The sequence below is a fragment of the Clostridium beijerinckii genome (assembly GCF_036699995.1).
In the GTDB taxonomy this organism is placed as follows: Bacteria; Bacillota; Clostridia; order Clostridiales; family Clostridiaceae; genus Clostridium; species Clostridium helianthi.
The window spans coordinates 1,093,144-1,118,994 of sequence record NZ_CP144906.1 but is presented as its reverse complement, the minus strand read 5'-3'; the positions used below and the strand labels follow the sequence as shown (position 1 = coordinate 1,118,994).

Here is a 25,851-nt window from a genome sequence, read left to right as displayed (position 1 = left end):
ATACTTAGCTACTTATACAACATTATAATAATATTTTAACTTGATGTGCTACTGATTTATGATATAGTATATAATAAAATATTCAATAATTTAAGAGGGGTAATTATATGACAAAATCGACAATGTCAATGTCTTCATTTTTTCGCAATAGATTTGTTCGAGTAATTATAGCTTCTTCTATTTTTCTACAAATAGGAATATGGGTTCGTAATTTCGCCATATTGTTATTTGTAATGGAGAAGACTAATAACAATCCCATTGCAGTTTCTTTAATTTCAGTTGCAGAATTTGCTCCAATATTTATATTCTCATTTATTGGGGGAACCTTTGCAGATAGATGGCGACCGAAGCGTACCATGGTTTGGTGTGATTTACTAAGTGCTATTTCTGTTTTTGCCGTTCTGCTTACAATAATCTTTGCAACTTGGGAAGCTGTATTTTTTGTAACATTTATTTCATCTATTTTGTCGCAGTTTTCTCAGCCTTCTGCAATGAAATTATTTAAAGTCCATGTTCCTGAAGAGTTTATGCAAACTGGAATGGCTATTTTCCAAACTCTTATGTCTATTTTTATGATTATAGGACCAGCATTAGGTACTATTGTTTTTCAAAAGTTTGGAATAGATATATCTATATCAATAATGGGTGTAGCTTTCTTGCTATCAGCTTCAGTATTAACCTTATTGCCCGCTGATGAAATAATTGAGAAGAAAGAAACTACAAATCATTTCTTAGAAGAATTAAAAGAAGGTTTCGTCTATGTTTGGCAGCAAAGAGAGCTAACTATACTTGGATCTGTTTTTGCGGTATCAGGCCTTGCTGTTGGTATCATACAACCACTTGGGGTTTTCTTAATTGTTGAAAGACTCGGTCTTCCTAAAGAAAATCTTCAATTATTACTTATGGTAAATGGAGCAGCAATGTTTATTGGTGGCGGATTAGTTATGACAATATCAAAGAAAGTTATGCCTCAAAAGCTTCTTGCAATAGGACTTATAGTTAACACCATTTCAATGGTTGGCATGGGATTATCTTCAAGCTGGATTATAATTCTATTGTTCCAATTCCTTAATGGATTTTTTATGCCTTGTATCCAAATTGGTATTAACACACTAATTCTTCAATTAACGAAATCTGAGTTTGTTGGAAGGGTAAACGGAGTATTAAATCCAATGTTTATGGGATTCATGGTTATTACAATGTCAATTACAGGCTGGCTTAAAAGCCAATTTTCCCTTACTATCCTCTACATCTCAGCAGGCATACTTTTTCTAATAGGTGCAATGCTTACTTCATTGATATTTAATACTTCAATGCGTAGTGAAATGGATTCAGCAGAATAGAAAAGTGAAAAAGCACCACCAGATGTTATAAATTATGACATCTGGTGGTGCTTTATTATTATTAAAAATACTTGTATTTATTTCAAGAATATAATACTTAATATAGATATCCAAACTGTAAATTAGACTTATTACATAGAAATATTCCCATACTTACTATATATAAATGATTATCTTAACTAGAAATCATAAATATATTTGTGTAGAAAACATTTGAAAATGAGCTGCTAAGATTCTTAGTTGTAGGTTGTTCCACTTTAGCTTGTCACACTGAAAGTTGGAGCATGCTAAAGTGGTGAAACCTGCAACTTAGAATTTCCAGCGATATTTTCATAGCTTTTCGGAACAAAATATTTGCGATTTCGGTAAGTTGCCACATAAATTTAGTTTTAAAGTTGATCTATACATATAGAAATCATTATATTTCTATTGGATGCTTAGGACCTGTTAGATCTAGTTGATAAAAAACTAAGTCCAACCATTTACCAAATTTATAGCCTGCTTTAGTTACTGTGCCAGAGTATTTAAACCCGAATTTCTCATGAATTTTGATACTACCCTCATTTAAACTATCAATACAAGCAACCATAGTTGCGTACTCATCTCTATTAGCAGCATCAATTAATTCCTTTAACAATATCTTTCCAATTCCTAAATTTCTACAGTCTTTATGAACATATACAGAATGTTCTATTGTGTACTTAAAGGCTGGATAAGTTCTAAACGATCCGTATGTAGCAAATCCTACAACTTTGTCATCTTTTTCAAACACCAATAGTGGGCATCCATCTTTTTTCTTTTCATCAAACCACTGTTTTCTTTCCTCAAGATTATGAGCAGTATAATCATAAATCGCTGTTGTATTTAATATAGCATCATTATAAATCTCTAAAATATCTGCTAAATCCTTTTCCGTTGCTTCTCTTATCATTTTTCATATCCCTTTCAAAATAAACTAATCTTCCTATATTTTAACACCTATGTGCAATATGTAAAATTATTTTTTTAATAACTCCATTTTATTAATTTTCATAGCGATAAAACAGTTTTCAATTACTGGTAATTAAATAATAATAAATTGAACTAAGTAAAAATACAGCATACATGAACTTATTTACCTATAGTCCGTGTACGCTGAACTTTACTAATATCTTTAATTGTTCATTTATTATCATAAGCAATGAAAGATTGGTTCCATTTTCTTATATGTACAAAATTCTTTATATCCGAGTTCCTTAAGTTCATTTTTTACATAAGAAATCTTGCATCCTACATCATCTTCCTTATGCGAATCAGACCCTATTGTAATAATAGTTCCTCCTAATTCTCTGTATAACTTTAATATTTCTCTAGAAGGTGTCAAATCATCTAACCCATATCTAAAACTATTTCTCTCTGCATCTATTAAATTCATTTATATAAGCTATATAATCGCAATTTATATCTACTTTCACTCCATAATCAACATGCTCTGTAAAGCATATTTCATCAATTCCTAAAGATATCGCTTTTTTGATCTCATCTTCCATAGGATAAGTGGAATCATCACTAAAACTTGTATGCATATGATAATCAGCTAACATAATTAAATTTCCTCCTAAAATATTATTACAACTATTATTACTATTTCTTCAATATAAACTTCTCAATTAATTCAGCGACAACACCTTCATTATTATCGGCTTCTGTTGTATAATCACAAGCTCTTTTTACATCTTCAACTGCATTTCCCGCCGCTACTGATAGGCCTGCTACTTTTAACATAGACATATCGTTGTAGTTATCTCCTACAGCAATTGTGTCTTTAATATCTATATCCAAAATTTTTGCTAGGTTAATTAGGCCACTTCCTTTATCTACCCCTAATGAATTAAATTCCATATATCGATTTGACGAATAACTTACAGCACAATACCCCTCTGTAATACTTCTCATATCTGGCTCAATACCCATAAGATATTGAACATCTATATTTTGATATATAATCTTTGCAATTGGTTCCTTTTCAAGAAAATTCACTGTGTTTTCTTTCATAATAGTACACTCTAATTTTTGATTTTTAATTCTTTCTTCTTCACTTTGTGATAAATTATAAATATACAATTTATCTTTTGTATAAACATGTATACAAACATCCTTATTTAATCCATACTCAAAAATTTCTTTCATCTTATCGAACCTTAATCCTTTAAATTGCAGTAGCCTGTTATCCTTATTTTCTGTTAAGGCGCCGCCATTAAAGGAAATAATATATTCCCCAGCCTGATCATATAAGTCTAAAATCTTCAAGTCCTTCTGAATAGAAGAATAACCTCTTCCTGTAGCTGGTACAAATTTTACTCCATACTCTTTCTTGGCTCTTTTTATTAAATCAATATTTCTTTGACAAATTATATGATTATCATTTAATAATGTCTCATCCATATCACAAGCTATTAGTTTATATGCCATAATTTTGCCTCCTCCTATATTGCTCATTTTTATATATACTTTTCTAAAATATTTAAAACGCAATCTGTTTCTAAGACTGTGTATATATACTACTTTCTATAGTCACTTGCAGATTTGATTTTATTATAACTCTCCAAATAATGAAACAATGTATCAATCTTCTGTGTGAATATATACTCTACTTAATAATTTTCTTTATAAAAAATAAACTGCTTGTACTCTTTAAAAGTCATCTTTATAATACATGCTCAAATCCAGTTATAATTTCTACAATATAATTTATATGCTAACGCCATTGATATTTTAAGTTTATAATTCTTCAGTTCAATTTGATGATAATAATTTTTATTAATGCTAAAATAAATATATATATGTTGTAATTCATAATGCATATTTCATAATTACGGCTAAAATTTTTTACATATTTTTAGAATTATGATGAAGAATTATTTTAGCAACATATATAGTACTTTTCCTTAAAAAGTATTAATGACAAATTTAATTATTTATTGACGACATTCATTAATAAAATAATTCATCTAAAAATGTAAACTTCACTAAGGAGATAATTATGATGACAATTTATAATTTACTTTTATATGCGAATAATTTAACTGAAACAGAAAAATTACTTGCAAATTACATATTGGAAAATCAAGAGCAAGTTGCTGGTATGTCACTAGATGAATTAGCCAAAGTATCTTTTTCATCAATCTCAACTCTACACAGACTATGTAAAAAAATTGGATTAACTGGTTTCAAAGAATTTAAAATTAAGTTTGTTGAAGAACTATACTCCAAGATGAATAAACCAGGAAATATCGATATAAATTTTCCTTTCAAGAAAGACGATACACAATTTCAAATTGCAAGTAACATTAAGCAACTTTATATTGATACCTTAACCAACACTTTTTCCTTCTTTAATTCCGAACAGCTAGAAGATGCTGTTGATTTAATTTATAATGCCGAGATAGTCGATGTTTATGCCGTTACAAATAATATACAAACGGCATTGAACTTTCAAGATAAAATGCAAAGCATCGGTAGATACGTTAATGTTTCACTAATTCCAATGAACCAAGTATACCGTGCTGCCGCTTCCAATAATAAAAATAAGCAAGTTGCAATTATCCTTTCTTATTCTGGTAAGACACCTGAAATTAAAGAAATTGCTTTAGTTCTAAAACGTAAGGAAATAGAAACCTTAGTTATCTGTTCAGCTCAAGAAAACTATTTAACTAAGTTATTTAAATATCATATATTTGTTTCTAGTAAAGAAAATTTAAAAAAGAAAATTTCTCACTATTCTTCTCATATTGCTACACAATATGTTTTAGATGTCATATTCTCTTGTATCTTTAACAAAGATTATGAAAAAAATATGGAGTATCGCTTAAACGAATTTAACAAGTTAGATCATCGACAAGTAGAAGAATGACCTAATCTTTAAACGCTTATGCTTCGTACTTGGTATTTACATTTTGTTCATTTACATTATAGTAGATAACTATTGATAATTATATACATGCACTCAAAACAGGTACTTATTTTCAAATATTCCTTTAAATAATAAAATTATCTGAAAATATTTTTCAGATAATTTTATACTCATAGAAATATATAATTTTTATAGATTTCAATTAACATTAAAAATCTAGCCAGATTTTCTTCATTCAACATAATTATTTCTTACTAATATCTTTTTATATTTATACAACAATTATTTAATCTCTCTCAAACAATTGTTGTAAATCTTCCTTTGATAAACTGCCTAATAAACCGCTATTTTTAAGTTCTCCCGTTAAAATACTGTCAATAAGTTGTTTTTTATCTTCTTGAAGCAAAATGATTTTCTCCTCTATAGTTCCTTTAGATACTAACTTAATCACCTCTACTACATCTCTTTGACCAATTCTATGAGCTCTATCCGTCGCCTGAGCCTCAACTGCTGGATTCCACCATGGATCAAAATGAATAACCAAATTAGCTGATGTTAAGTTAAGTCCAGTCCCTCCAGCCTTTAAGGAAATCAAAAAGACATTCACAAACTCATTAGTATTAAAATCTTTAACCATTTTTATTCTATTTTTAGGACTTGTTTTTCCGCTCAAATGGAAAAATTCTACTTTCTCCTTACTTAAGCGATCACCAATCCTATCTAATGCAGAAGTAAATTGTGAAAATAGAAGTATCTTCCCACCAGAATCAATATGATTCTTAATGATTTCTACTACTTTTTCTATTTTCCCACTTCCTCCATTATAGTCTTCAAGTATAAGTGAAGGATCTAAACATATCTCCCTTAGCTTAGTTAAGTATGAGAATATCTCGATTCTACCATCTTTGTTATTCTTCATTGCAGCTTTTACTCTTTTTACATAATTACTATACACAGCTTTTTGAGCAGATGTCATTTCAACTAATAAAGTTTTTTCTATTTTATCTGGTAATTCATTCATTACTTCTTTCTTAGTTCTCCTTAAAATAAAAGGCTTTATCATAGTCTTAAGATTCTCTAAATTATCTTCGCTTCTTGAAATAAATTTTTCCTCAAACTTTTCTTTAGTGTAGAGGTACCCTGGCATTATAAAGTCAAATATAGACCAAAGCTCTGTTAAATTATTTTCAATAGGTGTTCCAGTTAAAGCAAATCTAATTTTTGCCTGAATTTCTTTTACAGTTATTGAATTCTGAGCTTCCGAATTCTTAATACTCTGCCCCTCATCAATTATGCAATAATCAAAAACAATATCTCTATAATTATCTATATCTAATCTCAATGTTCCATAGGTAGTTAGCACTACATCATATTCACATATATCTTCAATCAATTTATCTCTCTGAGTTCCATGAATCATCACAACCCTTAAACTTGGCGCAAATCTTAAAATTTCATCTTTCCAGTTATAAAGCAATGATGTCGGACAAACTATGCAAGTCTTTTTGTTCTTCTCTGATAATAAGAATGCTATAACTTGTATTGTCTTACCTAATCCCATCTCATCTGCTAATATTCCTCCAAATCCTACTTCACTTAAGGTCTTGAGCCACTTAAATCCATTAATTTGATATTCTCTGAGAATTCCCTTAAAATCACTGGGTATAGATATATTTTTATTCTTTATACTGGCTAACTTATTCCCTACCTCTTCTAATTCGCTGGAATTCTCTATAATTCCTAAACCTATCTTCTTTATATTTTCATATAGACATAAGGCTTTATTCTTTTCCATTTTAAATTTTTCATTATTTGAATATACATTTATATTCAATACTTCCATAAGATTAAAAAAACTTCTCACACCATTATCTTCAAAATCTAAAAAATCATTGTTTCTTGTTTTGTAAAATTTATTTTTACCTTTATATGCTTCCAATGCACTATTTAATTCTTTTATTCCTAACTCCCCTATACTATAAGAGAAATTATAACTTCCATCCACTTCATCTAAATCAACTCTAATTGAATCCGAATTATATATTTTTTTATTGCTAAGTCCATTTCCTAACATAACATTTCCCAACGAGTGAATTGTCTCTCCTTTTTCGCTCAATATATTAAACAACTCCTCATCTTTACCTATAAATAAAAGTCTGTTATCCATTTTTACAAAACTTAGCTTTTCAACTTCCATAAGAAGCTTTTCTTCTTTTTTATAATCTCTTATGAATGTATGCGAAACATTTTTCTCATCTAGTATATTGATCTTTGTATTGCCATAACTAAGAAATATATCACAATAAATCTTTCCGTCCCCTTCATATAGAAAAAATTCAGGTCTTGATAAATTAGATGCATAATTTCTTAAGTTTTCCGCAATATTTATGTTACTCGAAATTCTACTTAAAATGGACATTAGTTTAGTATAAGTATCTATATCTTTTCTATAGGTGATTCTACCATGAGCCAATAATTTTTCATGCAGGCTAATATAATTATCAATTTGATTTTTTGAAGGTAAATAAAGTTCATTCCTAAAATAATAAACATCATTGTTTGAATTTAGTGAAATGGGAAGCTGCTTATGAGTAGTCAAGACTATCATTCCATTATCTTCTTTAACATTAAAGGTTATAGGTAGATCTTTATGTAATATTGGTGCTGTAATTTCAATATAATCAAACTTAAATTTTATTTTTCTAGCCTCTATATCTTTTAAAAATTTTCTAAGTTCCTCTGGCTTTATTATAAGCTTTCCGCTTCTCGAAGGTGTTTGTACCTCATAATATAGAGAATCCTTTTCTATTTTACGAATAAGCCTTGTGCTATGATTATTTCCCCATATTTTATATTTTTCTGTAGTTTTCTTTTCAGAATTTTCATCTTTATTGTTGTCATTTTCAAGTAGGCTAATAAATTTATATTCAGTAGCAGTTATATGACTACACATTAATGTATATCCACTTGAAGTAAACTCTTTAAACTCATCACAAGAACAGTTAGCACTCTCTAGTTTTTTCTTTTGAAGGTTGATCTTAATATGTGTACTAAATTCGTTAATTTTATTTTTATCCGTAACTCTTCCATAAATATGATATATATTATCTATCTTTTTACCTTTAAAATAAGCGACTAAACCATTATTAAATTTAACCTCTCCCTCTCTTTTCATAGTAGATGAAGCTGATTTAAATAATATTGACTTTAATTCTTCTAGTTTCAAGTAATCACCTCTTTCATGACAAGCACAAAAAAAATTTTAGCCATTTATTTAATCTATAAATTATAAATTAAATATCACTTTTACATTTAATCGTTGAATTTCAATAATGCTATTTTTACATAAAATATATTATAACATAGTAGTTTAAATTTTTTATCTTTGATCAAAAAGTCCAATTAGAAACTATGCTACAACCATCGCTTAAAACTCTTCCTTCAGTAACTTCTACCATTTCCAGCTGTATAAATACATCCAATGCTAATTTAAGGTTAAATGAGATTTTAAAATTTTATATCAAATACTAAGTTATAATTTTTTATACTTGTTTAAAATACTACAAATAATCTTTTATTGAAATAATTGAAATAAATGTAGATAATAAAAAAAGCATAGTGATGGAACACTAAGCTCTCCTAGAACTCTTTAGTTTTAATATAAAATTATACGCCGCCTCATCTTCCCACTGAGATAGCTTAACATGACCTAAATTAACTCCATCAATTTTAAAATTTAAAATCTCCTTTAGGTTCCTGTAATATAATTCTCTATCTAATTTGATTTTGCTAAATAAAATCTTTTGAACACATGGTTTACTATTCGCATCTGATGGAAGCATCATCATAGCAACTCCACCGGTGTACTTATTTTTATTCAGGTTTGGTTTGATCATATTTATATATGTAACTCCATCATTTGAACTGCTTAAATTAAAAAATATCATTTTATCGTATACAATATACTTCCCCGTAAAATATTTAATCACCTTTTCATCTGAACAAATCTTAAAATTTACATTTTCATTCTTAATTTCTACAATCCCTTCATGCAAAGATCCTTCTTTAGCTATATTAGTAACAAAAAAATAAACGTAGTATTTCTCTTCAAAAATATCGGATCCAATTTCATTATTATTTTCTAAGTTCTCAATATCTTCTGCTGTTAGTGGTATAGAAATAAGCTTTTTAATTGTTATATTATATACTTCAGAAATATATAGTAATGTTTCTATAGATGGGAAAGCATCTCCTGATTTATATTTAGATAATAAATCCTCAGATATACCAATTTTACCAGCCAACTTTTTTTGTGTTGATTCCAATTGAATTAATTTTCTTAGATTGTACGTAAAAACCTTAGATGTTTTTTCATATATATCATTTTTTAATGCTTTTACTTCATTAATATTGTTATACATAATATCTGAATCAGCTTTAATATAATTTAATTTGTTCTTTATCTTTTCATCTATTTCTTTAAATTCATATAAATCTTTATTCAAATTCCTCACTCCATATTGTTATCATATAATGATAATCAAATAAGTTGAATTATATTCAACTCAATATTTTATATTTTTCAATTATCTTAGACATTTATATATAGTAATTGAAACAATTCAATTACTATATTACCATAATATTGCAAACTTCAAAATACAATATATTTTAAGGAGGATACTTATGTCTAGATCAATATCTAAAAATGCTTTTTTTAAAGCGGTATTAAATGTTTCAAATATAATTTTACCTATAATAGTTATGCCAATAGTTCTTAGCGCAATTCAAGATAAATTAAACGGATATATGACAATGGGGGAAGCCTGGACTGCAGTTTTTATGATTTTTGCAAGCTTTGGAGTCTATCAATATGGTATAAGAGAAGTAAGCAAAGTAAGAGATGATAAAGATAAACTAACCAAAACAATTACTAGCCTATTTGTAATTACCACCACAACAACAGCTGTAACTTCTATTTTTTATGCTATCTTTTTAACTATATTCCATAGAAATGATGCATATTTTTATACTTGTATGGTTATGGGATTAAACATAGTCTTTAATATGTTCAATGTTGAATGGATTAATGAAGCTCTTGAAAATTATGATTTTATAGCATTGAAAACTATGATAATTAAAATAATATATAATTTATTAACAATATGTTTTGTAAAAACCCAAGCTGATTTTTTATTTTACATATATCTTACTTGTGGTATAAATTTTATTAATAACATATCCAGTTTTATATATATAAAAAAGACTATGCACTTTAACTTCTCAGATTTACAAATAAAAAAACATATAAAGCCTATGTTTTCAGTTGTAATACTTGCCAATACATATATTTTATATACTTTGCTTGATAAAAACATGCTAAACAGTAATTTAGGATCAACAGAAGCAGGATATTATGGAGTTGCTCAAAAAATAATGTCAATGATAGATATCTTAATGTTTACAATAGTTCAAGTCTCTATGGCTAGACTTTCTAACTATTTAGAAAATCATTCAAAAGAAGTCTATTTGACTTTATTAAATAAGGTAATTAAAATATATTTCTTATTCTTATTTCCAGCCTCAATAGGATTACTTGGAGTTTCTAAGCAGGTTATTATAATTATGGGCAAAGGTACTGATATCTATCTTCCAGCTGTGCAAATACTAATGGTGTTTTCAATATATATGCTGACTATTGGAATTGATAGAATTATTTCAGATCAGATAATTTATATTTTCGGGAGAGAAAAAACAGATGCTAAGTTAGTTTTCATTGGAGGGATATTAAATTTGATCTTGAATACTCTTTTAATATTTACCAATATGTTCACACCAACAAAAGTAATCGCAACAACTTTGGTTTCAAATTTAGTAGTTATGGCTTTAGAATATAGATTAGTAAAAAATGAACTTAACATAAATATAAGATTATTTGCTTTTGAGAATTTTAAGTATTTGTATTACTCTTTAATATTTATCCCAATAACCTTTGTTATAAATAATTTTATATCTGGAACTATATTATCCTGTATCCTTGATGTACTTGCTTGCTGCAGTATTTACTTTATAATTCTTATAGCAACAAGAGATAGTGTATTCTTTGGATTATTAAGCATAGTCTTTAAAAAATTAAAAGTGTTATATAACCAAAGAATAATATAGAGATTTGTAGTTAATTAAAATGTCTACAAAAAAGTAGTTAATTGTACTTTTTTTCAAATAAAAGAAACAGTAAATAGTTTATTTTTATTAAAAACTATTTACTGTTCTAAATTTTACAAAAAACTTAATATATTCAATTTAAATTAAAACTCAAAATAAATTATTAGCCTAATAATATTTTTTTCATCAATACGTTTAAATAATTATTATAGAATTTTTACGCAACTAACTTATTAACAATTATTTTTACTATAGATTATTTATTAAATCTCTTGCTTCCAAGTTTCATATGAAATTGAGGATCTTTTGGTATACTCGGATTAACTCCTCTTAAATTAGGTATCTCTCCACATATCAATTGCATTGGTACTATGAAATTAAATGTTTGATGATGCTCATCTTCACTCACATTTATTTGTAGATTCCTATCATCCGAAGCAACATTTCTTCCTATTACGTAAATATTGCTTGTCCACTCAGATAGGACTTCAATCATTTTTGCTACTCTTGGTTCTTTTCCTGTATCTAATATAAATATTGTTGAATCACTATTTATTGCATTATATATACCATGTATAAATTCTTCAAATTCATATCCTGTAACAGGCACTCTCATAGTTTCTAATAACTTCAATGCACTTTCTAAAGTATCGCCATATAATTCTGCTGGACCTATTATTCTTATTTCTTTAGCTTCTACTAATCTGCTTTTATTTTTCTCAATCCATTGTTCTGACTTTTTATATACCTCTTCAAATCTATCGCTAGCATCTAATTTTTGCCAATTTCATTGCATTATAAGTTGAATAACTACTTCCGCCTTGTGATATACCTATTATCAATGTTTTTTCGTTTTTACCTTTGAATGTATCTTTAGTTATCATAAATGGATACATTGCTGTAACTTCAGCATCTAATATTCCTTGCAAATAAGTTTGCACCTGTACCCCTGAGTGATAACTTGTTCCTGATCCTGTAATTATAATTTTGTTTATGTCTTGCTTTATTATTTCTTTAAATAATTCATCAGACTTTGAAATTATTTCTTTCATCTTAACTGGAGTTTCTAACATATAATCTTGTATTCTCATTTTTATTACCTCTTTCTCTTATTTTTTATTATAATACCCCCTTTATTTTTATACATTTAATATATTTGTTGCAATTCACATTTCACAATTACGACTAAAATTCTTGCAATGTTTTTAGAATTATCATGAAGAATTACTTTTGCAATATATCTATCATATTGAGTTTTATAAATAAAACAACTATCTATACTATAATTAATTCAAAGAATAACGATGCTCATTAACTATTTGTCTAAAAAAATATTTAATGATATGATAACTTTAAAATTACTTAATAGTTTCCTTAAAATAAATAAATCTAAAATTGTTTACAATTCCTTATGATTTAAAATGGAGGAGAAATGCCTAATGATAGATTTACACATTCATACAAATAATTCTGATGGAGATTTTGATGTAATAGACATCTTAAAAATGTCGGAAGAAAAGAATTTAGAATTTATTTCATTTACAGACCATCAATCTGTTGATGCATATAAAAAAATTAGCAACTTAAATATAAAGGATTTATACGGTGGTAACATAATTAATGGAATTGAAATCGCTTTTTCATTTGGCGGAATAAGCATGGATATGCTAGGATATAATATTGATATTGATTCTATAGAAAAATCAAGAATATTACAAGTTAATAAAAACATTAATGTTATTGAAAAAGAAAATTCTAAATTAAATTATTTAATAAAGGTTTGTAATAAACTAAAAATTCTACATTCCTCTAATTTATATATAAAGGGCAGAAATACTCCTGCTAACGATGTTATTTGTGATGATATTTTAAGCTATGATGAAAATTCGTATATTCTAAAAAAATTAGAAATTACTGATAGAACAACTTTTTATAGAAAACACTATTTAAACCCTAATAGTCCATTTTATATACAGCCAGCAGAAGATCTTCCAACTATCTATGAAGCTGCAGAAACAATTCATAGTTCAGGCGGTAAATGTTTTTTAGCTCATCCTTATGTATATGACGTAGATAACATATATAATTATATCGACAGCATTGTCAAATTAAACTTAATAGATGGTATTGAATGCATACATCGTAAGCATTCTCACTCACAAATTAATGCAATAATTGATTATTGTGACAGCCATAACCTGTTAAAAAGCGGGGGCAGTGATTTTCATACTTCAGCTCATACATTAGGATTTGGAAATGATGGTAAAATACCAATTAGTTATCCTATAGCCAAAAACTGGCTACAATAATTCATTCATATTCTCACATGAAAATAAGGCTAAATCTATATATGTTATTAATCAATTTCCATCTAGAATTCACTCTACTCTCTAATGTCCAAACCTCTGATGTTTCCTATAAATATTTATATATTTATATATTTATATATTTTCATATTTATATATTTTCATATTTTTATATAAACCTATAAATATATAAATCTAGGAATATATAAAAATATGAAAATTTCTATTACTTAAAATGAATCACTGAATATCTGCATCATCTCTAAAAAAGATCTAAAAAAGGCTGTTACATCACAAAGGAATTCTTTATGTAACAGCTCAACTTTTCTTTTAACTGACATTACAGTACTTTTTAAACACGATCTTAATTATTAATTATAATCCTTATTAATCCTACAAAAACTTCCACACGCTAAAAATCCCCATGATAATTTAATCTATCATGGGGATTAAACAAATACTAGTAGTATCTTAATTAACAAAATTAACAAATATCAATTAATATATATTTGATTCTTATTATTCTTCCTCTAAGATTTCTTCTACTTCCTCTACACTCAGCCCTGTGGCTTCTGCAATTTCATCAATTTCTTCAAAGCCCATTAAATCACGAGCTAATGAAATCATAAGCTTTTTCACATTTTCTTCAACACTTGGAGGAAGTTCAGACATATCAGTTAAATTTTCTGTTAAATCAAAATATTCTTCTCCATAAGACTCTTCTTCTTCTCCTTGTTCAAAAAGTCTTCTTTTCTTAGCTTTTTCTCTATCAAACTCGTTAAGATATACTAACTTACTATTGTTTACTTCTAAGTCTTCATCTGAAAATACAGTTATACCTTCATTCTCTAGTAAAAGAGCTGTAATTCCTTTGCCTTTTATCTTATTACCTGTAAAAGTTCCATCATAGACAAAGTTAGATCCACATGAAGGACTTCCTTCTTTCAATATAGCTTTTGTGGCTCCAAGTTCTTTTGCAATTTTTAATGTTTCATATGCACCATCTATAAATTGCTTAGTAACATCCTCACCTTTATTACTTAATGCTTTTCCATTCCCATCTAACACTTCACTTGCTGCACTATTTAGCTCAACAGGATTTCTTGGAGTTGGTAATCCGCCTAATTGTTCTGGACAAACTAGAACCGCTCTTCCTTCTCTAAATAATTTTAAACATCTATCATTTAGATTATTTTTACCACTATATTTACAATTAACTCCACACAAGCATGCACTTATTATGTACATATTATCACCTCTTATCTAACGTACACTTAACACTATAAAACAAAAACTTAAGAGAAATTTAATTATAGCTTTACTTAATTATACATTAATATTTGTATAATATTCTTACTAACAATAATTTTAATGATATTTTTAACTTAAATAAGTAAAAATATTAGGTATATGAAAAAATAACTACCCCTTAAGTTCTACCATAGTAACTCCGTCTCCACCTTCACCATATGCACCTAGTCTATATGATTTTACATGAGGATGTCTCTTAAGCATATCATTTATTGCTTTACGAAGTACTCCAGTTCCTTTACCATGAACTATTGTTACTTCTCCTAAGTTAGCCATATATGCATCATCTAAATATTTATCTGCTTTATAGCATGCTTCTTCTGCATCCAATCCTCTTAAGTCAACTCTGGATTCTACATTACTTAGATTAAGCTTTACTTCTCTTTTTCTTCTTACTTTTTCTTCTTTAGTAACTTGAGTTTTTCTTAAATCTTTAAGCTTAACATTTATTTTCATTATTCCAGCTTCAACTTGAACTTCGCCTCTGTTATCTGGCATAGAAACAATAATTACTTTTTGGTTTAATGAAGGAAGGTAAGCTTCCATACCAAGAGTCACATTAGTTATAGACTCCCCTTCATTTTCCTTCATCTTGTGAATTCCTTTTTCTCTTTCTTCTAAGCTATCTTTAAGTTTCTTTCTTTCTTCTTCAAGCCTTTGCCTTCCACCGCCTGCTATTCCAAGCTTTTCAAGCTCTCTCATGGCTTTTAAAATATCATCTGCTTCATCTTTAGCATTTGCAATTATCTCTTTAGCCTCACGCCTAGCATCCATATAAGCTTTTTCTCTAGTATTTTCTAATTTTTCAAGCTTTTCCTCGTACTTCTTTTTAAGATCTTCTGCTTGATCTCTAAGCATCTTAGCTTCTCTTGCTTCTTTTTTAGCTATTATACTTTTTTCTTGAAGTTCTCTGATTAGATTTTCAAATTGAAGATTTTCTTCAGACATGTATTCTTTTGCGCGTTTAATGACACCTTCTACAAGTCCTAATCTCTTAGAAATCTCAAAGGCATTTGATTTACCTGGAACACCAATTAATAATCTATAAGTTGGCCTCAAGGTTTCTATATCAAATTCAACAGAAGCATTTTCTACACCCTCTGTTTTTAATGCATAAGCCTTAAGTTCACTATAGTGAGTAGTTGCGATTAGCTTTGCGCCTCTATTTCTTAAAGTTTCTAATATTGATACTGCAAGAGCTGCTCCTTCTGCTGGATCTGTACCTGCACCAAGCTCATCGAATAAAGCTAATGACTTGTCATCCACATGCTTCATTATATTAACTATATTAGTCATATGAGATGAGAAAGTAGATAAGCTTTGCTCAATGCTTTGTTCATCACCTATATCTGCAAATATTTCTTTAAAGAATGCTATAGAGGAGTTATCTCTAGCGGGAATTAATAATCCGCTTAGTCCCATAATATGAAGTAACCCAACGGTTTTTATTGTAACAGTCTTACCTCCAGTATTTGGTCCTGTTATCATTAATGTTTGAAATTCTTCTCCTAGATATATATCTGATGGCACAACTTTATCACTTTCTATTAATGGATGCCTTCCAGATAATATGCTAAATGCTCCATCTTCTCTAACTATCGGCTTTATAGCATTTAATGCAGATGCATATTTTCCTTTCGCAAATATAAAGTCAAATTCAACAAGTACCTTTAAATTACTCAAACATGAGTCCCCATTAATTTTAACTTTCAGAGAAAGGTCAGAAAGTATTCTTTCTATTTCAGCTTTTTCTTTTAAAAACAATTCTCTTATTTCATTGTTTAAATTCACTAAGCTCATAGGCTCGATAAAAAACGTTGCTCCAGTTGAACTTTGATCGTGTACAAGTCCTGGAACTTGACTTTTATATTCTGATTTTACAGGAAGCACGTATCTATCGCCTCTCATAGTATATAAATCATCCTGTAAATATTTTGAGTTACTTCTAACAATAGAACTTATTTTTTCTCTAACTGAAGAGTTCTTTTCTTTTAAGCTTCGTCTAATATTATAAAGAGTTTGGCTAGCTTTATCACTAATTTCATCCTCTGATACTATGGCTCTTTCTATTTCGTCTTCTAACGCTTTTACTGGAGCTAATATGTAAGCTAAGTCTTCAAGTTTTGGATATGACTTTTCAACTTCTTCTCTTTTAAAGAATTCCTTCATATTTCTCGTAGCTTTAAGCATTCCACCAACTTTTAATAATTGCCCTGGTGATAAGGTTCCTCCCTTTTTAGCTCTTTCTATACCTTCATGTATATCAGCTAATCCTTCAAGTGGTGGATTCCCCTTTGATATTAAGATTTCAAGAGCCTCGTTTGTCTCCTCTAACTTATTATTTATTTCATATAAATTATCATAAGGCTCAAGAGCCTCAACTTTTGCTTTAGCAGCATTTGTTCTTGCATATTTCTTAATTTTTTCTTTTATCTTATTAAACTCTAAAATTCTTAGAGATCTTTCATTCATACATCCCACATCCTAACAATCAATCAACAATTGACAGCATATAAGAGATAACTAAGACTTTATACTTATAAAACTTAAAATACTCTCTTTCTAATAAGTTTCAAAGTAATTTTTACCTTAATTATCAATTACAAGCCGTCAACTATTTCTTGGTATTATTCTACTCCACGTTTGTAGTGGCCCTTAGTATACTTATTATTTTCGTTTTTTGCTTTATTCGCAATTTGATTTAAAACATCTTTTACTTCATCATAGCTTTCATCTTTAAAGTCTACTCTAAAATTTGAAATATTAAAAGACTTAAGTTCTTCCATTTCATCAATTAAATTGGTAGCTATTGAATTTAAAATATAACTTCTACAGCTATTATCACCTAAAACAGTAAAACTTTCATTCATTCTATCTATTAGCTTAAAGTTATCTTTCATACACACACCACTACATTCTTTTTTAGATGACTTATTACCAAAAGTACTTCCCATAGGACAATATTCACTAATCATAAGCTCAGTTTTCCCATAAATGTTCATTCCCATGTTGCAGTTAGTGTTCTTCATTAATTCTTTTATTTCTTTTCGATTTAGTTCAAGACTTAAGAATGGAATATCAACGTCTTGCGCATAAAATTCAGCCGCTTCTTTATTAAATATATTTAGCTTATAATCACCTATTATAAATAGTTTATCTTTATAGATTTTTATTATTCCAGCATTAGATGTAATTATTCCCTTTATATAAGGTTTTAGTTCGTCTATTATCTTTACTATACTATTAAATTCCTGCTTAATAATACTTGGAACTTTTAAATATATATTTTTATCTTTTGAAGTCTCATATAAATTCTTTAAGTCATTTTTATTCAACGCATGTTTTTGCCTGCTGAAAAATATATCTAACGCTATATTTTGAGCTTTATTATCCTCAAGTAGTGCCTTTAGTTGATCTTTTGTAATACAACTATAAATATAGCCTAAGTTTTCCTTACATTTTGCATTCCATTCTTTAATAGGTCCTTCTGTTCTTTTTCTTCTATATGAACTTACTTCTTCTTTTAAAATCTTTTCAAATAATTCTCTTCTTAAATTATTTATAGCTGAAATTCTTATAAATCCATCATCAAAAATATCGAAAAATATCTTGTCAAATTTATATGGAATTTCTCCTGATTTTCTTAAAGCTTCTTCAACTCTTTCTCTTGTTAATGGCTTATTAGTTGCTTCTTCAACCATTTCCCCATAAACTCTATATTCTTTTTTATTGTATTTTGCTTTAATACAAAGAGGTGCATTAACTTTAAATTCAATCTCTCCAGTTAAATTTATCTTCCTTTTATAAGGTTTTAAATCATTATTTAACTCATCATAAAGTTTTTTATCAGACATCTTATATAGCTTATAGCCTTTTTTATATCCCCCAGTTGGAAATAACTTGACTGTTTCGCCCTTAAAAGCTTCTTTAACTTCATTATTATTATTTAAAATTTTACTTAAAGTAAATCCATCGTCATTAAACCTTATACCATCGCCCAAAGATACGCTGGCTTCTAGTTTAACTTCTCCACTGTTAGATACCTGACCTATATATACACCAGTATTTTTAGGGTAATTATAGCTCATCATATCTTTTCCTACATTTTTATATAGATATGCTTTAGCAAAACCTTCTCTATTAAATAGTTGTGCTAATTCTTGTCTTCCCCTTTGTAAATCAAACTTTGTATTTACTAATACCTTATCAATAGCTTTTCTATAATTCCTTGTAACTCCAGCAACATATTCTGGCTTTTTCATTCTTCCTTCAACTTTTAACGACGAAGTTCCACTCTTTATAATAGCGTCCATATCATCAATAAAGCATGTATCTTTAGGACTTAAAAGATAAGCCTTTCTTTCTCCAAAATTTTCACCCTTTAAAGTATACTGCATTCTACAAGGTTGTGCACATCTTCCTCTATTTCCGCTTCTTCCGCCAATCATAGAGCTCATTAAGCATTGTCCTGAATAACATACACACAAAGCACCATGCACAAATATTTCTGTCTCAATTCCTAAATCTTTTGAAATATACTTAATTTCATCTAATGTAAGTTCTCTAGATAAAACTATTCTCTGCATTCCTTTTTCTCTAAAGTATAAGGCTCCTTCTGCATTATGAATTGTCATTTGTGTAGATGCATGAAGTTCAAAATCAGGATACACATCTCTTATTAATTTTACTAACCCTAAATCTTGTATTATTATTGCATCTACTCCTATTTCATAAAGGTATCCTGCATATTTTAAAGCTTCCTTTAATTCACTTTGTTTTAAAATTGTATTTATAGTGACATATACTTTTACATTGTAGCTATGAGCATAATCAACAGCCTTCATCATTGTTTCATTATCAAAATTTGATGCATAAGCTCTAGCTGAAAATTTATTTCCGCCAAGATATATTGCATCTGCCCCATTATTTATAGCAGCAATTAAACTCTCCATGCTTCCTGCTGGAGCCAGTAATTCTATCTTATTCATATTTCTCCTTCATTGATTATCTTTTCTTTTTTACAATAGGACCTACTTGTTCTTTTTTAGCTCTTGCAATCTCTATTTCTTTGTTTATTATTTCTGCCTGTAGTTCAAATAACCTATTGTGAAAAGTTCTTGCTTCTTGATTAAGTTTATCATTTTCATTAGTTAATTCTTCTTTTTCTTTAGATAGTATTGACATCTTTCCTTGTAAATCATCTATTGATGCCTTACTTGTATTTAAGTCTTTTTCCTTAGCTTCTATTTCTCTTTTTAATTTTAGGAAAATTCCTTCTTTATCTTCTAATTCCTTTTCTAATCTAGCTAAGGCTCTCTCTCTACTTGCTAATTCTTCTTTAATTCTTCTTAAGTCATTTTCTTTACTCTCTAATGTATTACTTACTTCCTCAATCTCTTTTACCTTGATATTAACTTCTATTTCTTTTTCTTCATGAACTTCTTTAAGCTCGCCTTTTAGCTTTTCATTATCATTTCTTGTTATTTTTAATTCCTCTTCTAATCTTTCTTTTTCTCTATCAGAATTCTCTATTTCTTGTGATAATTTATCGTTAGTATCATTTATATTTTTAATTTCATTATTTAAAATCTCTTGTTCCTTAGTTAACTTATTGATTTCGCTTACTAAAGTATCCTTTTCTTCATTTAATAAGTCAATTTGACTTATTAAAGCTTCATTTTCTTTATTTAGCTTGCTTAATTTTTGTTTACATTCTGTAATCTCTTTCTCCGATTCTTCAAATAAATCATTTAGCTGTTTATTAAGATCAGCTTTTTCAATATTATTATCTTGAATTTCTTTTGTTAATCTAACAGCATTATCTTTTTCAAGTTTTAAACTATTATTTAATTCCTGCTCTCTTTCAAGTAATTTTTTAATTTTCTTATTTAATTCTTCTTCACTTAATAACAATTCTGTAATTTTATTTTTTAGTATTTCTTTTTCTTCTCTAGCTTTAGAAGTTATTGCATTATTAGTCGTAATTTGATTTTCTAACTTTTCCTTATACTCTGCAAGTTCTTTAGTACATTTATGATGATCCTCATTTAATTTTTCTAAATTCCCTTTGCATAAAGTATATTCTTTATTTATAACCTCTTTATTATTAATTTCATGTTTTAAATTTTCGTTTGCTTTTTTTAACTCCTCACAAACATTATTATAATCAGCTTCTAACGAGATATTCTTTTCTTGTAATAGAAGCATCTTATTTTCTAAATTTAACTTAGTTTGAGTAAGTTCTTTTATTTGTTTATCTAACTCAAAATTTACGGCAGTCATTTCATTTAATTGTTCAGTTACCATATCTTTTTCTTTATTGACTTTAGTAAGTTCGCTAGTTAAACTACTTACTTGTTCATTAGCTTGTTGCACTTGCTTATTTAATCTATGCTCTTTGTTTTTGGCCTCATCTATCTTCTTATAAAGAATCTTGCTCTTCTCTTTATAGTCTGAAATATCTTTTGTTAAGGCTTCATTACTATTCTTATTTCTCTTATTCTCATCAATTATTAATTTATTTTCTTTTTTCAACTTTTCATTTTCAATTTTCAGTTTATTAATTTCGTCACTTAACGAACTATATTTTACTTCTACATTATTATATCTCCCATGTAGTTCTTCTTCTTTCTTCTGAAAATTATTTTGAAGTTCTGATTTTTCTTTACTTATATTTTCTAACTGCAAGCTAAGCTCGTCCACTTTCTTCTTTAACGAAGAATTTTCACTACTAATAGCTTCTTTTATTTTAATTGCTTTATCTAATTCTAAATCACACTCGTAAAGTTCATCTGCTATATTTACCGCCGCCAAAACAGAAGCATCTGTTGTACTAAAGCTAGCTTTCTTAGACAGAATTTCTTTAATTCTTGTATCAACAAAATTTGCTACCCCAAGCAAATATTTTTCGTCTTTTTCCCCTTTTAAGTTATAATTCATACCATTTATATTAACTGTTACCCTAATCATAATAATAGCACCTCGTAAAATTCTTTATTACTTCTAATTATATGGTATATTCACTAATAAAACAATTATGTTAGGTTAACTGAACCTTGAATTCTTGCACTTTTTCTCTAAATTTACGAAAAACAACCTATATATGTTCAATTGCTAAAAAAGTTTTCGTACTTCTTAAATTTTATGCTATACTTATTTTGATTATTTTATTGTTTAATTGTATAAAAATGATTAATATTACTTTATTGTGTTAATCATTCTTATATATAACTAGAATTGGGCGGTGAGTGAAATTAATATTAAATCTATTTTAAGCATATTACTATCAAAAATTACTGCATTTTCTGCAAAACACATTGTAAAAGGTGGAAGTAATTTTCCTGGTAAGATAGCTTTAAAAATTGATAAATCAATCTTAAAACATGTTAGTAAGGGATACAAGGTAATTCTAGTTACTGGAACTAACGGAAAAACAACAACTACAAGCATGATTTACAATATCCTAAAGGAAAATAAATTACACGTTATAACAAATAGCACTGGAGCCAATTTATACCCAGGTATCGTAGCTTGTTTTATTTCCAACTACTCTTTTTTTAAGAAAAAAGAAAATCCTTATGCGGTAATAGAAGTTGATGAGGCTAATGTAAAATTCATTACAGAACATATAAGCCCTGAAATAATAACTGTAACTAATTTATTTAGGGATCAGCTAGATAGATATGGAGAGGTTTATACAACTCTCGTTAAAATTTTAGAAGGTGTGACTAAAGTTCCTGAATCAAAACTAGTTTTGAATGGGGATGAATCTTTACTCGGAAAGTTAGATGTAAAAAATCCAGTAGTATATTATGGTTTTAATACACCTATAAAAGAAAATACTACATTGGAAATAAATGCTGATGCAAAGTTTTGTAAGTTCTGTAAGGCACCTTATTCATATAACCTAGTTACTTATAATCACTTAGGTGATTTTTACTGTCCTGAATGTGGTTACAAGCGTTCTGAACTTGATTATGCTGTAAATAAAATTTTTGATTTGACGCCTGAAAACTCTTCTGTATTAATTAATGATACTGAAGTTTTCATAAGTCAATCAGGTGCTTATAACATTTATAACGCCTTATGTGCATTTGCCATTTCAAAAGAACTTGGAGTAGAAGACTCAGTAATTAAAGCCTCTCTTCAAAATCAAAGTTCAAGCTTCGGTAGACAAGAGCAAATATCTATTGGTAATAAAGATGTACAAATTATACTAGTAAAAAATCCTGCTGGATATAACCAAGCTTTAGATACCCTTGCTCTTAATACAAGTGAATTTTCAGCAGTTTTCATGTTAAATGATAATTACGCTGACGGACGCGATGTCTCTTGGATTTGGGATGTAGACTTCGAAAAAATATCTAGTTTAAAAATAGAAGATATTTTTATATCAGGAATTAGAATGTATGATATGGCCGTAAGATTAAAAGTTGCTGGATTAAATGTAGATAAATTTATTTTAAAAGAAGATTATGAAGAGCTTACAGATAAAATTAAGCAATCTGCTTCTAAAAAAATATATATTTTAGCAACTTATACTGCAATGATTAATTATAGAAAATATCTTCATTCAAAAGGTTATATAAAAAAACTTTGGTAAGATAAGGAGAATAATATTATGGAATTAACTATTTGTCATTTATATCCGGATTTACTAAATGTATATGGTGACGTAGGTAATGTACTCATTTTAAAACATAGAGCAGCCCTTAGAGGAATTGATGTAGATATAATAAATACTTCAATAGGTGAAAATATAGATAAAGAAAATGTGGACATCATTTTCTTCGGTGGTGGCCAAGATTATGAACAATCTATAGTCTCTAATGATTTAAATGAGATAAAGAAAGACGCTTTAACAAGTTATATTGAAGATGGTAAAGTTATGCTAGCTATATGCGGTGGATATCAATTATTAGGTAAATACTATACTGCCCCAAATGGAGAAAAAATTGATGGACTTGGTATTTTAAATCTATATACCGAAGGCGGAGATACTAGATTTATTGGAAATACAGAAATATTTAACGAAGAATTTAATGAAACTTATGTTGGATTTGAAAATCATTCTGGTAGAACATATATAAATGACCATACTCCCCTTGGAAAATGCATTCACGGATATGGCAATAATGGTGAAGATGGATATGAAGGATGTATCTATAAAAATACATTTGGTTCGTATTTTCATGGCTCTTTTCTTTCAAAAAATCCAGAATTTGCAGATAGACTTCTAACATTAGCTTTGAAGAACAAATACGGAGAAGATGTAAAATTAGAAAACTTGAATGATAATTTCGAATTAAAAGCAAAAAATTCTATAATACAAAGACTAAAGTAAATATTACAAAATTGTAAATTCTCATATATTGTTTGTAACTTTTTACATAACATTTATTGTTATAGCATTGCATAAATGTTATACTTAAAATGTTTTATTATACTTAAGGCATGTTTAAAAAATATCATTATTTTATATATGTTTAAAAGAAGTGGAGAGATTTGACTTGAAAAAAAATTTAATTTTAAAAGCATTTGCATTGACCCTTTCTCTTTCTTTATTTAGTCCATTAAGTATGGCAAGTTATGCAGCAAGCAATTCTGCAAAACCTAAGACTGAAACTTCATCAGAGAACTTACCAAACATTAAAGCTGAAGCTGCTTTAACTATGGATTTAGAAACAGGAGAGATAATTTATTGCAAGGATGCTGACAGCAAGAGATATCCTGCTAGTACAACAAAACTTTTAACTGGCTTATTATTAGCTGAAAGCAAAGACAAAGCAGATCAGCTTGAATATACTAAATCTGCAAAGGAACAACCTGAATACTCTTTAAATTTAAATTATATGCATAATACTATGCAGCCTGGTGACAAAGTAACTGCCGATGATATAATGAAGGGCTTACTACTTTTTTCTGGTAATGATACTGCATACGTAATAGCAGACAATATTTCCGGAGATGTTAAATCATTTGCTGAATTAATGAATAAAAAAGCAAAAGAACTTGGAGCTAATAATAGTAACTTTGTTACTCCTAATGGACTTCATGATCCAAATCATTATACTACAGCATATGACCTTTCAATGATCATGAAGGCAGCTTTTGCAAATCCTTGGGAAAGAGAAACAATGGAACTTGAAAAAGCTCCTATAAATTTAAAAAATTCTAGAATAATTTTAGAAAATAGAAACTTAACACTTGGTAAAAATGGTAACCTCGCTGGTAAAACTGGTACAACTAATGAAGCTGGCGGTTGTTTAGCAACTGTCTATGACAGAGATGGGCGTCAGTTAATTGGTATTGTTCTTAAAAGTAGACAAATTGATAATGCAGATATGACTAAATTTAATGATATGGATGCTATTATGGATTATAGCTATGCTGCTAAAAAAGAAGTTTATAAATCAAACGGTGAAAGTGTTGGAACTGCTGATGTAAAGTATAAGCCATTTATATTATTTGGGCCTACAAAAACCATTTCTGTTCCAATTAAATTGACTCAAGATGTAAATTATTATAAAAATGCAATAAACGATTCTGAATCTCAGATTGCTTATAAAGGAACAGATTCTACTGCATGGAGTTTACTATTTAATAAAAATACTAAACTTACTTATAGCACACGAAATCATTCTGAAGAAGTTACAGGTTCAGTTGATATTTCGCTAGGTTCAATAATTAAAGATAATTTAATCATCTACATTTCTACTTTAGTAGGTTTGGCTATTATCGTAACTCTTATTGCTCTTATTAAAAATGCTGCATCTAATTCAAGACGCAAAAATAAAAATTACTATAGCCGCTCTAACAGAAGAAGAAGATAATT

Annotated in this window: 19 protein-coding genes; 7 read left to right on the top strand and 12 right to left on the bottom strand. The window is 28.1% G+C overall.

Features of this window, described 5'->3' with window-relative positions; translation table 11 throughout:
• Positions 1-107: 107 nt before the first annotated feature.
• On the top strand, positions 108-1,343 hold the full coding sequence (locus PZA12_RS05240; RefSeq protein ID WP_078116457.1) for an MFS transporter: 1,236 nt from the start codon (positions 108-110) through the stop codon (positions 1,341-1,343).
• 418 nt (positions 1,344-1,761) lie between these two features.
• On the opposite strand, the gene PZA12_RS05235 is transcribed toward PZA12_RS05240, so the two are convergent.
• The 4 genes from PZA12_RS05235 to PZA12_RS05220 all read right to left on the bottom strand — a co-directional run bounded on the left by PZA12_RS05235 (position 1,762) and on the right by PZA12_RS05220 (position 3,794).
• Positions 1,762-2,274, bottom strand: coding sequence for a GNAT family N-acetyltransferase (locus tag PZA12_RS05235; protein ID WP_077841905.1), 513 nt, complete (start codon positions 2,272-2,274; stop codon positions 1,762-1,764).
• A 240-nt stretch (positions 2,275-2,514) separates the two neighbouring features.
• On the bottom strand, positions 2,515-2,757 hold the full coding sequence (locus tag PZA12_RS05230; RefSeq protein WP_338481377.1) for a hypothetical protein: 243 nt from the start codon (positions 2,755-2,757) through the stop codon (positions 2,515-2,517).
• Positions 2,729-2,926 carry a PHP domain-containing protein gene (locus tag PZA12_RS05225; protein WP_338481376.1) on the bottom strand — a complete coding sequence of 66 codons (198 nt, stop codon included), beginning with the start codon at positions 2,924-2,926 and terminating at the stop codon, positions 2,729-2,731. The genes PZA12_RS05230 and PZA12_RS05225 overlap by 29 nt, the downstream gene beginning before the upstream one ends.
• A gap of 40 nt (positions 2,927-2,966) precedes the next feature.
• Complete coding sequence (locus PZA12_RS05220; RefSeq protein WP_103698170.1) at positions 2,967-3,794, bottom strand: Cof-type HAD-IIB family hydrolase; 828 nt, start codon at positions 3,792-3,794, stop codon at positions 2,967-2,969.
• A 571-nt stretch (positions 3,795-4,365) separates the two neighbouring features.
• Here PZA12_RS05220 and PZA12_RS05215 point away from each other — a divergent pair.
• Positions 4,366-5,235 (top strand): MurR/RpiR family transcriptional regulator, encoded by an 870-nt coding sequence (locus PZA12_RS05215; protein ID WP_242984830.1) that lies wholly within the window; start codon positions 4,366-4,368, stop codon positions 5,233-5,235.
• A 286-nt stretch (positions 5,236-5,521) separates the two neighbouring features.
• Here PZA12_RS05215 and PZA12_RS05210 read toward each other — a convergent pair whose 3' ends face one another.
• Together PZA12_RS05210 and PZA12_RS05205 are read right to left on the bottom strand one after the other, a co-directional pair.
• Positions 5,522-8,461, bottom strand: coding sequence for a DEAD/DEAH box helicase (locus PZA12_RS05210; protein WP_103698168.1), 2,940 nt, complete (start codon positions 8,459-8,461; stop codon positions 5,522-5,524).
• 403 nt (positions 8,462-8,864) lie between these two features.
• Entirely contained in the window at positions 8,865-9,740 is an 876-nt protein-coding gene (locus tag PZA12_RS05205; protein WP_103698167.1) for a helix-turn-helix domain-containing protein, read from the bottom strand.
• A gap of 181 nt (positions 9,741-9,921) precedes the next feature.
• Here PZA12_RS05205 and PZA12_RS05200 point away from each other — a divergent pair, with 181 nt between their 5' ends.
• Positions 9,922-11,400 (top strand): oligosaccharide flippase family protein, encoded by a 1,479-nt coding sequence (locus tag PZA12_RS05200; RefSeq protein WP_103698166.1) that lies wholly within the window; start codon positions 9,922-9,924, stop codon positions 11,398-11,400.
• Between the two features lie 256 nt (positions 11,401-11,656).
• On the opposite strand, the gene PZA12_RS05195 is transcribed toward PZA12_RS05200, so the two are convergent.
• Both PZA12_RS05195 and PZA12_RS05190 read right to left on the bottom strand, forming a co-directional pair.
• Positions 11,657-12,034, bottom strand: coding sequence for a hypothetical protein (locus PZA12_RS05195; RefSeq protein ID WP_242984829.1), 378 nt, complete (start codon positions 12,032-12,034; stop codon positions 11,657-11,659).
• Positions 12,035-12,164: 130 nt separating this feature from the next.
• Positions 12,165-12,491, bottom strand: a complete 327-nt coding sequence (locus PZA12_RS05190; RefSeq protein ID WP_242984828.1) for an SIS domain-containing protein — start codon at positions 12,489-12,491, stop codon at positions 12,165-12,167.
• 348 nt (positions 12,492-12,839) lie between these two features.
• Between PZA12_RS05190 and PZA12_RS05185 the strand changes: the two genes are divergently transcribed.
• Positions 12,840-13,709 carry a PHP domain-containing protein gene (locus tag PZA12_RS05185; protein WP_103698165.1) on the top strand — a complete coding sequence of 290 codons (870 nt, stop codon included), beginning with the start codon at positions 12,840-12,842 and terminating at the stop codon, positions 13,707-13,709.
• 516 nt (positions 13,710-14,225) lie between these two features.
• On the opposite strand, the gene PZA12_RS05180 is transcribed toward PZA12_RS05185, so the two are convergent.
• From PZA12_RS05180 to zapA, 4 genes are all read right to left on the bottom strand, one after another.
• Positions 14,226-14,954, bottom strand: coding sequence for a DUF523 domain-containing protein (locus PZA12_RS05180; protein ID WP_077843782.1), 729 nt, complete (start codon positions 14,952-14,954; stop codon positions 14,226-14,228).
• A gap of 174 nt (positions 14,955-15,128) precedes the next feature.
• Complete coding sequence (locus PZA12_RS05175; protein ID WP_103698164.1) at positions 15,129-17,489, bottom strand: endonuclease MutS2; 2,361 nt, start codon at positions 17,487-17,489, stop codon at positions 15,129-15,131.
• A 155-nt stretch (positions 17,490-17,644) separates the two neighbouring features.
• Positions 17,645-20,005 carry a U32 family peptidase gene (locus tag PZA12_RS05170; RefSeq protein ID WP_103698163.1) on the bottom strand — a complete coding sequence of 787 codons (2,361 nt, stop codon included), beginning with the start codon at positions 20,003-20,005 and terminating at the stop codon, positions 17,645-17,647.
• A gap of 16 nt (positions 20,006-20,021) precedes the next feature.
• A complete protein-coding gene (gene zapA, locus PZA12_RS05165; protein WP_103698162.1) occupies positions 20,022-21,986 on the bottom strand; it encodes a cell division protein ZapA in 1,965 nt (654 codons plus the stop codon).
• 274 nt (positions 21,987-22,260) lie between these two features.
• On the opposite strand from zapA, the gene PZA12_RS05160 reads away from it, so the two are divergent.
• From PZA12_RS05160 to PZA12_RS05150, 3 genes are all read left to right on the top strand, one after another.
• On the top strand, positions 22,261-23,619 hold the full coding sequence (locus tag PZA12_RS05160; protein ID WP_103698161.1) for a Mur ligase family protein: 1,359 nt from the start codon (positions 22,261-22,263) through the stop codon (positions 23,617-23,619).
• Between the two features lie 18 nt (positions 23,620-23,637).
• Positions 23,638-24,360: a type 1 glutamine amidotransferase gene (locus tag PZA12_RS05155; RefSeq protein WP_077838143.1), complete on the top strand. Its 723-nt coding sequence runs from the start codon at positions 23,638-23,640 to the stop codon at positions 24,358-24,360.
• Positions 24,361-24,526: 166 nt separating this feature from the next.
• Positions 24,527-25,849, top strand: a complete 1,323-nt coding sequence (locus PZA12_RS05150) for a D-alanyl-D-alanine carboxypeptidase family protein (protein ID WP_077838142.1) — start codon at positions 24,527-24,529, stop codon at positions 25,847-25,849.
• Positions 25,850-25,851 lie beyond the last annotated feature (2 nt).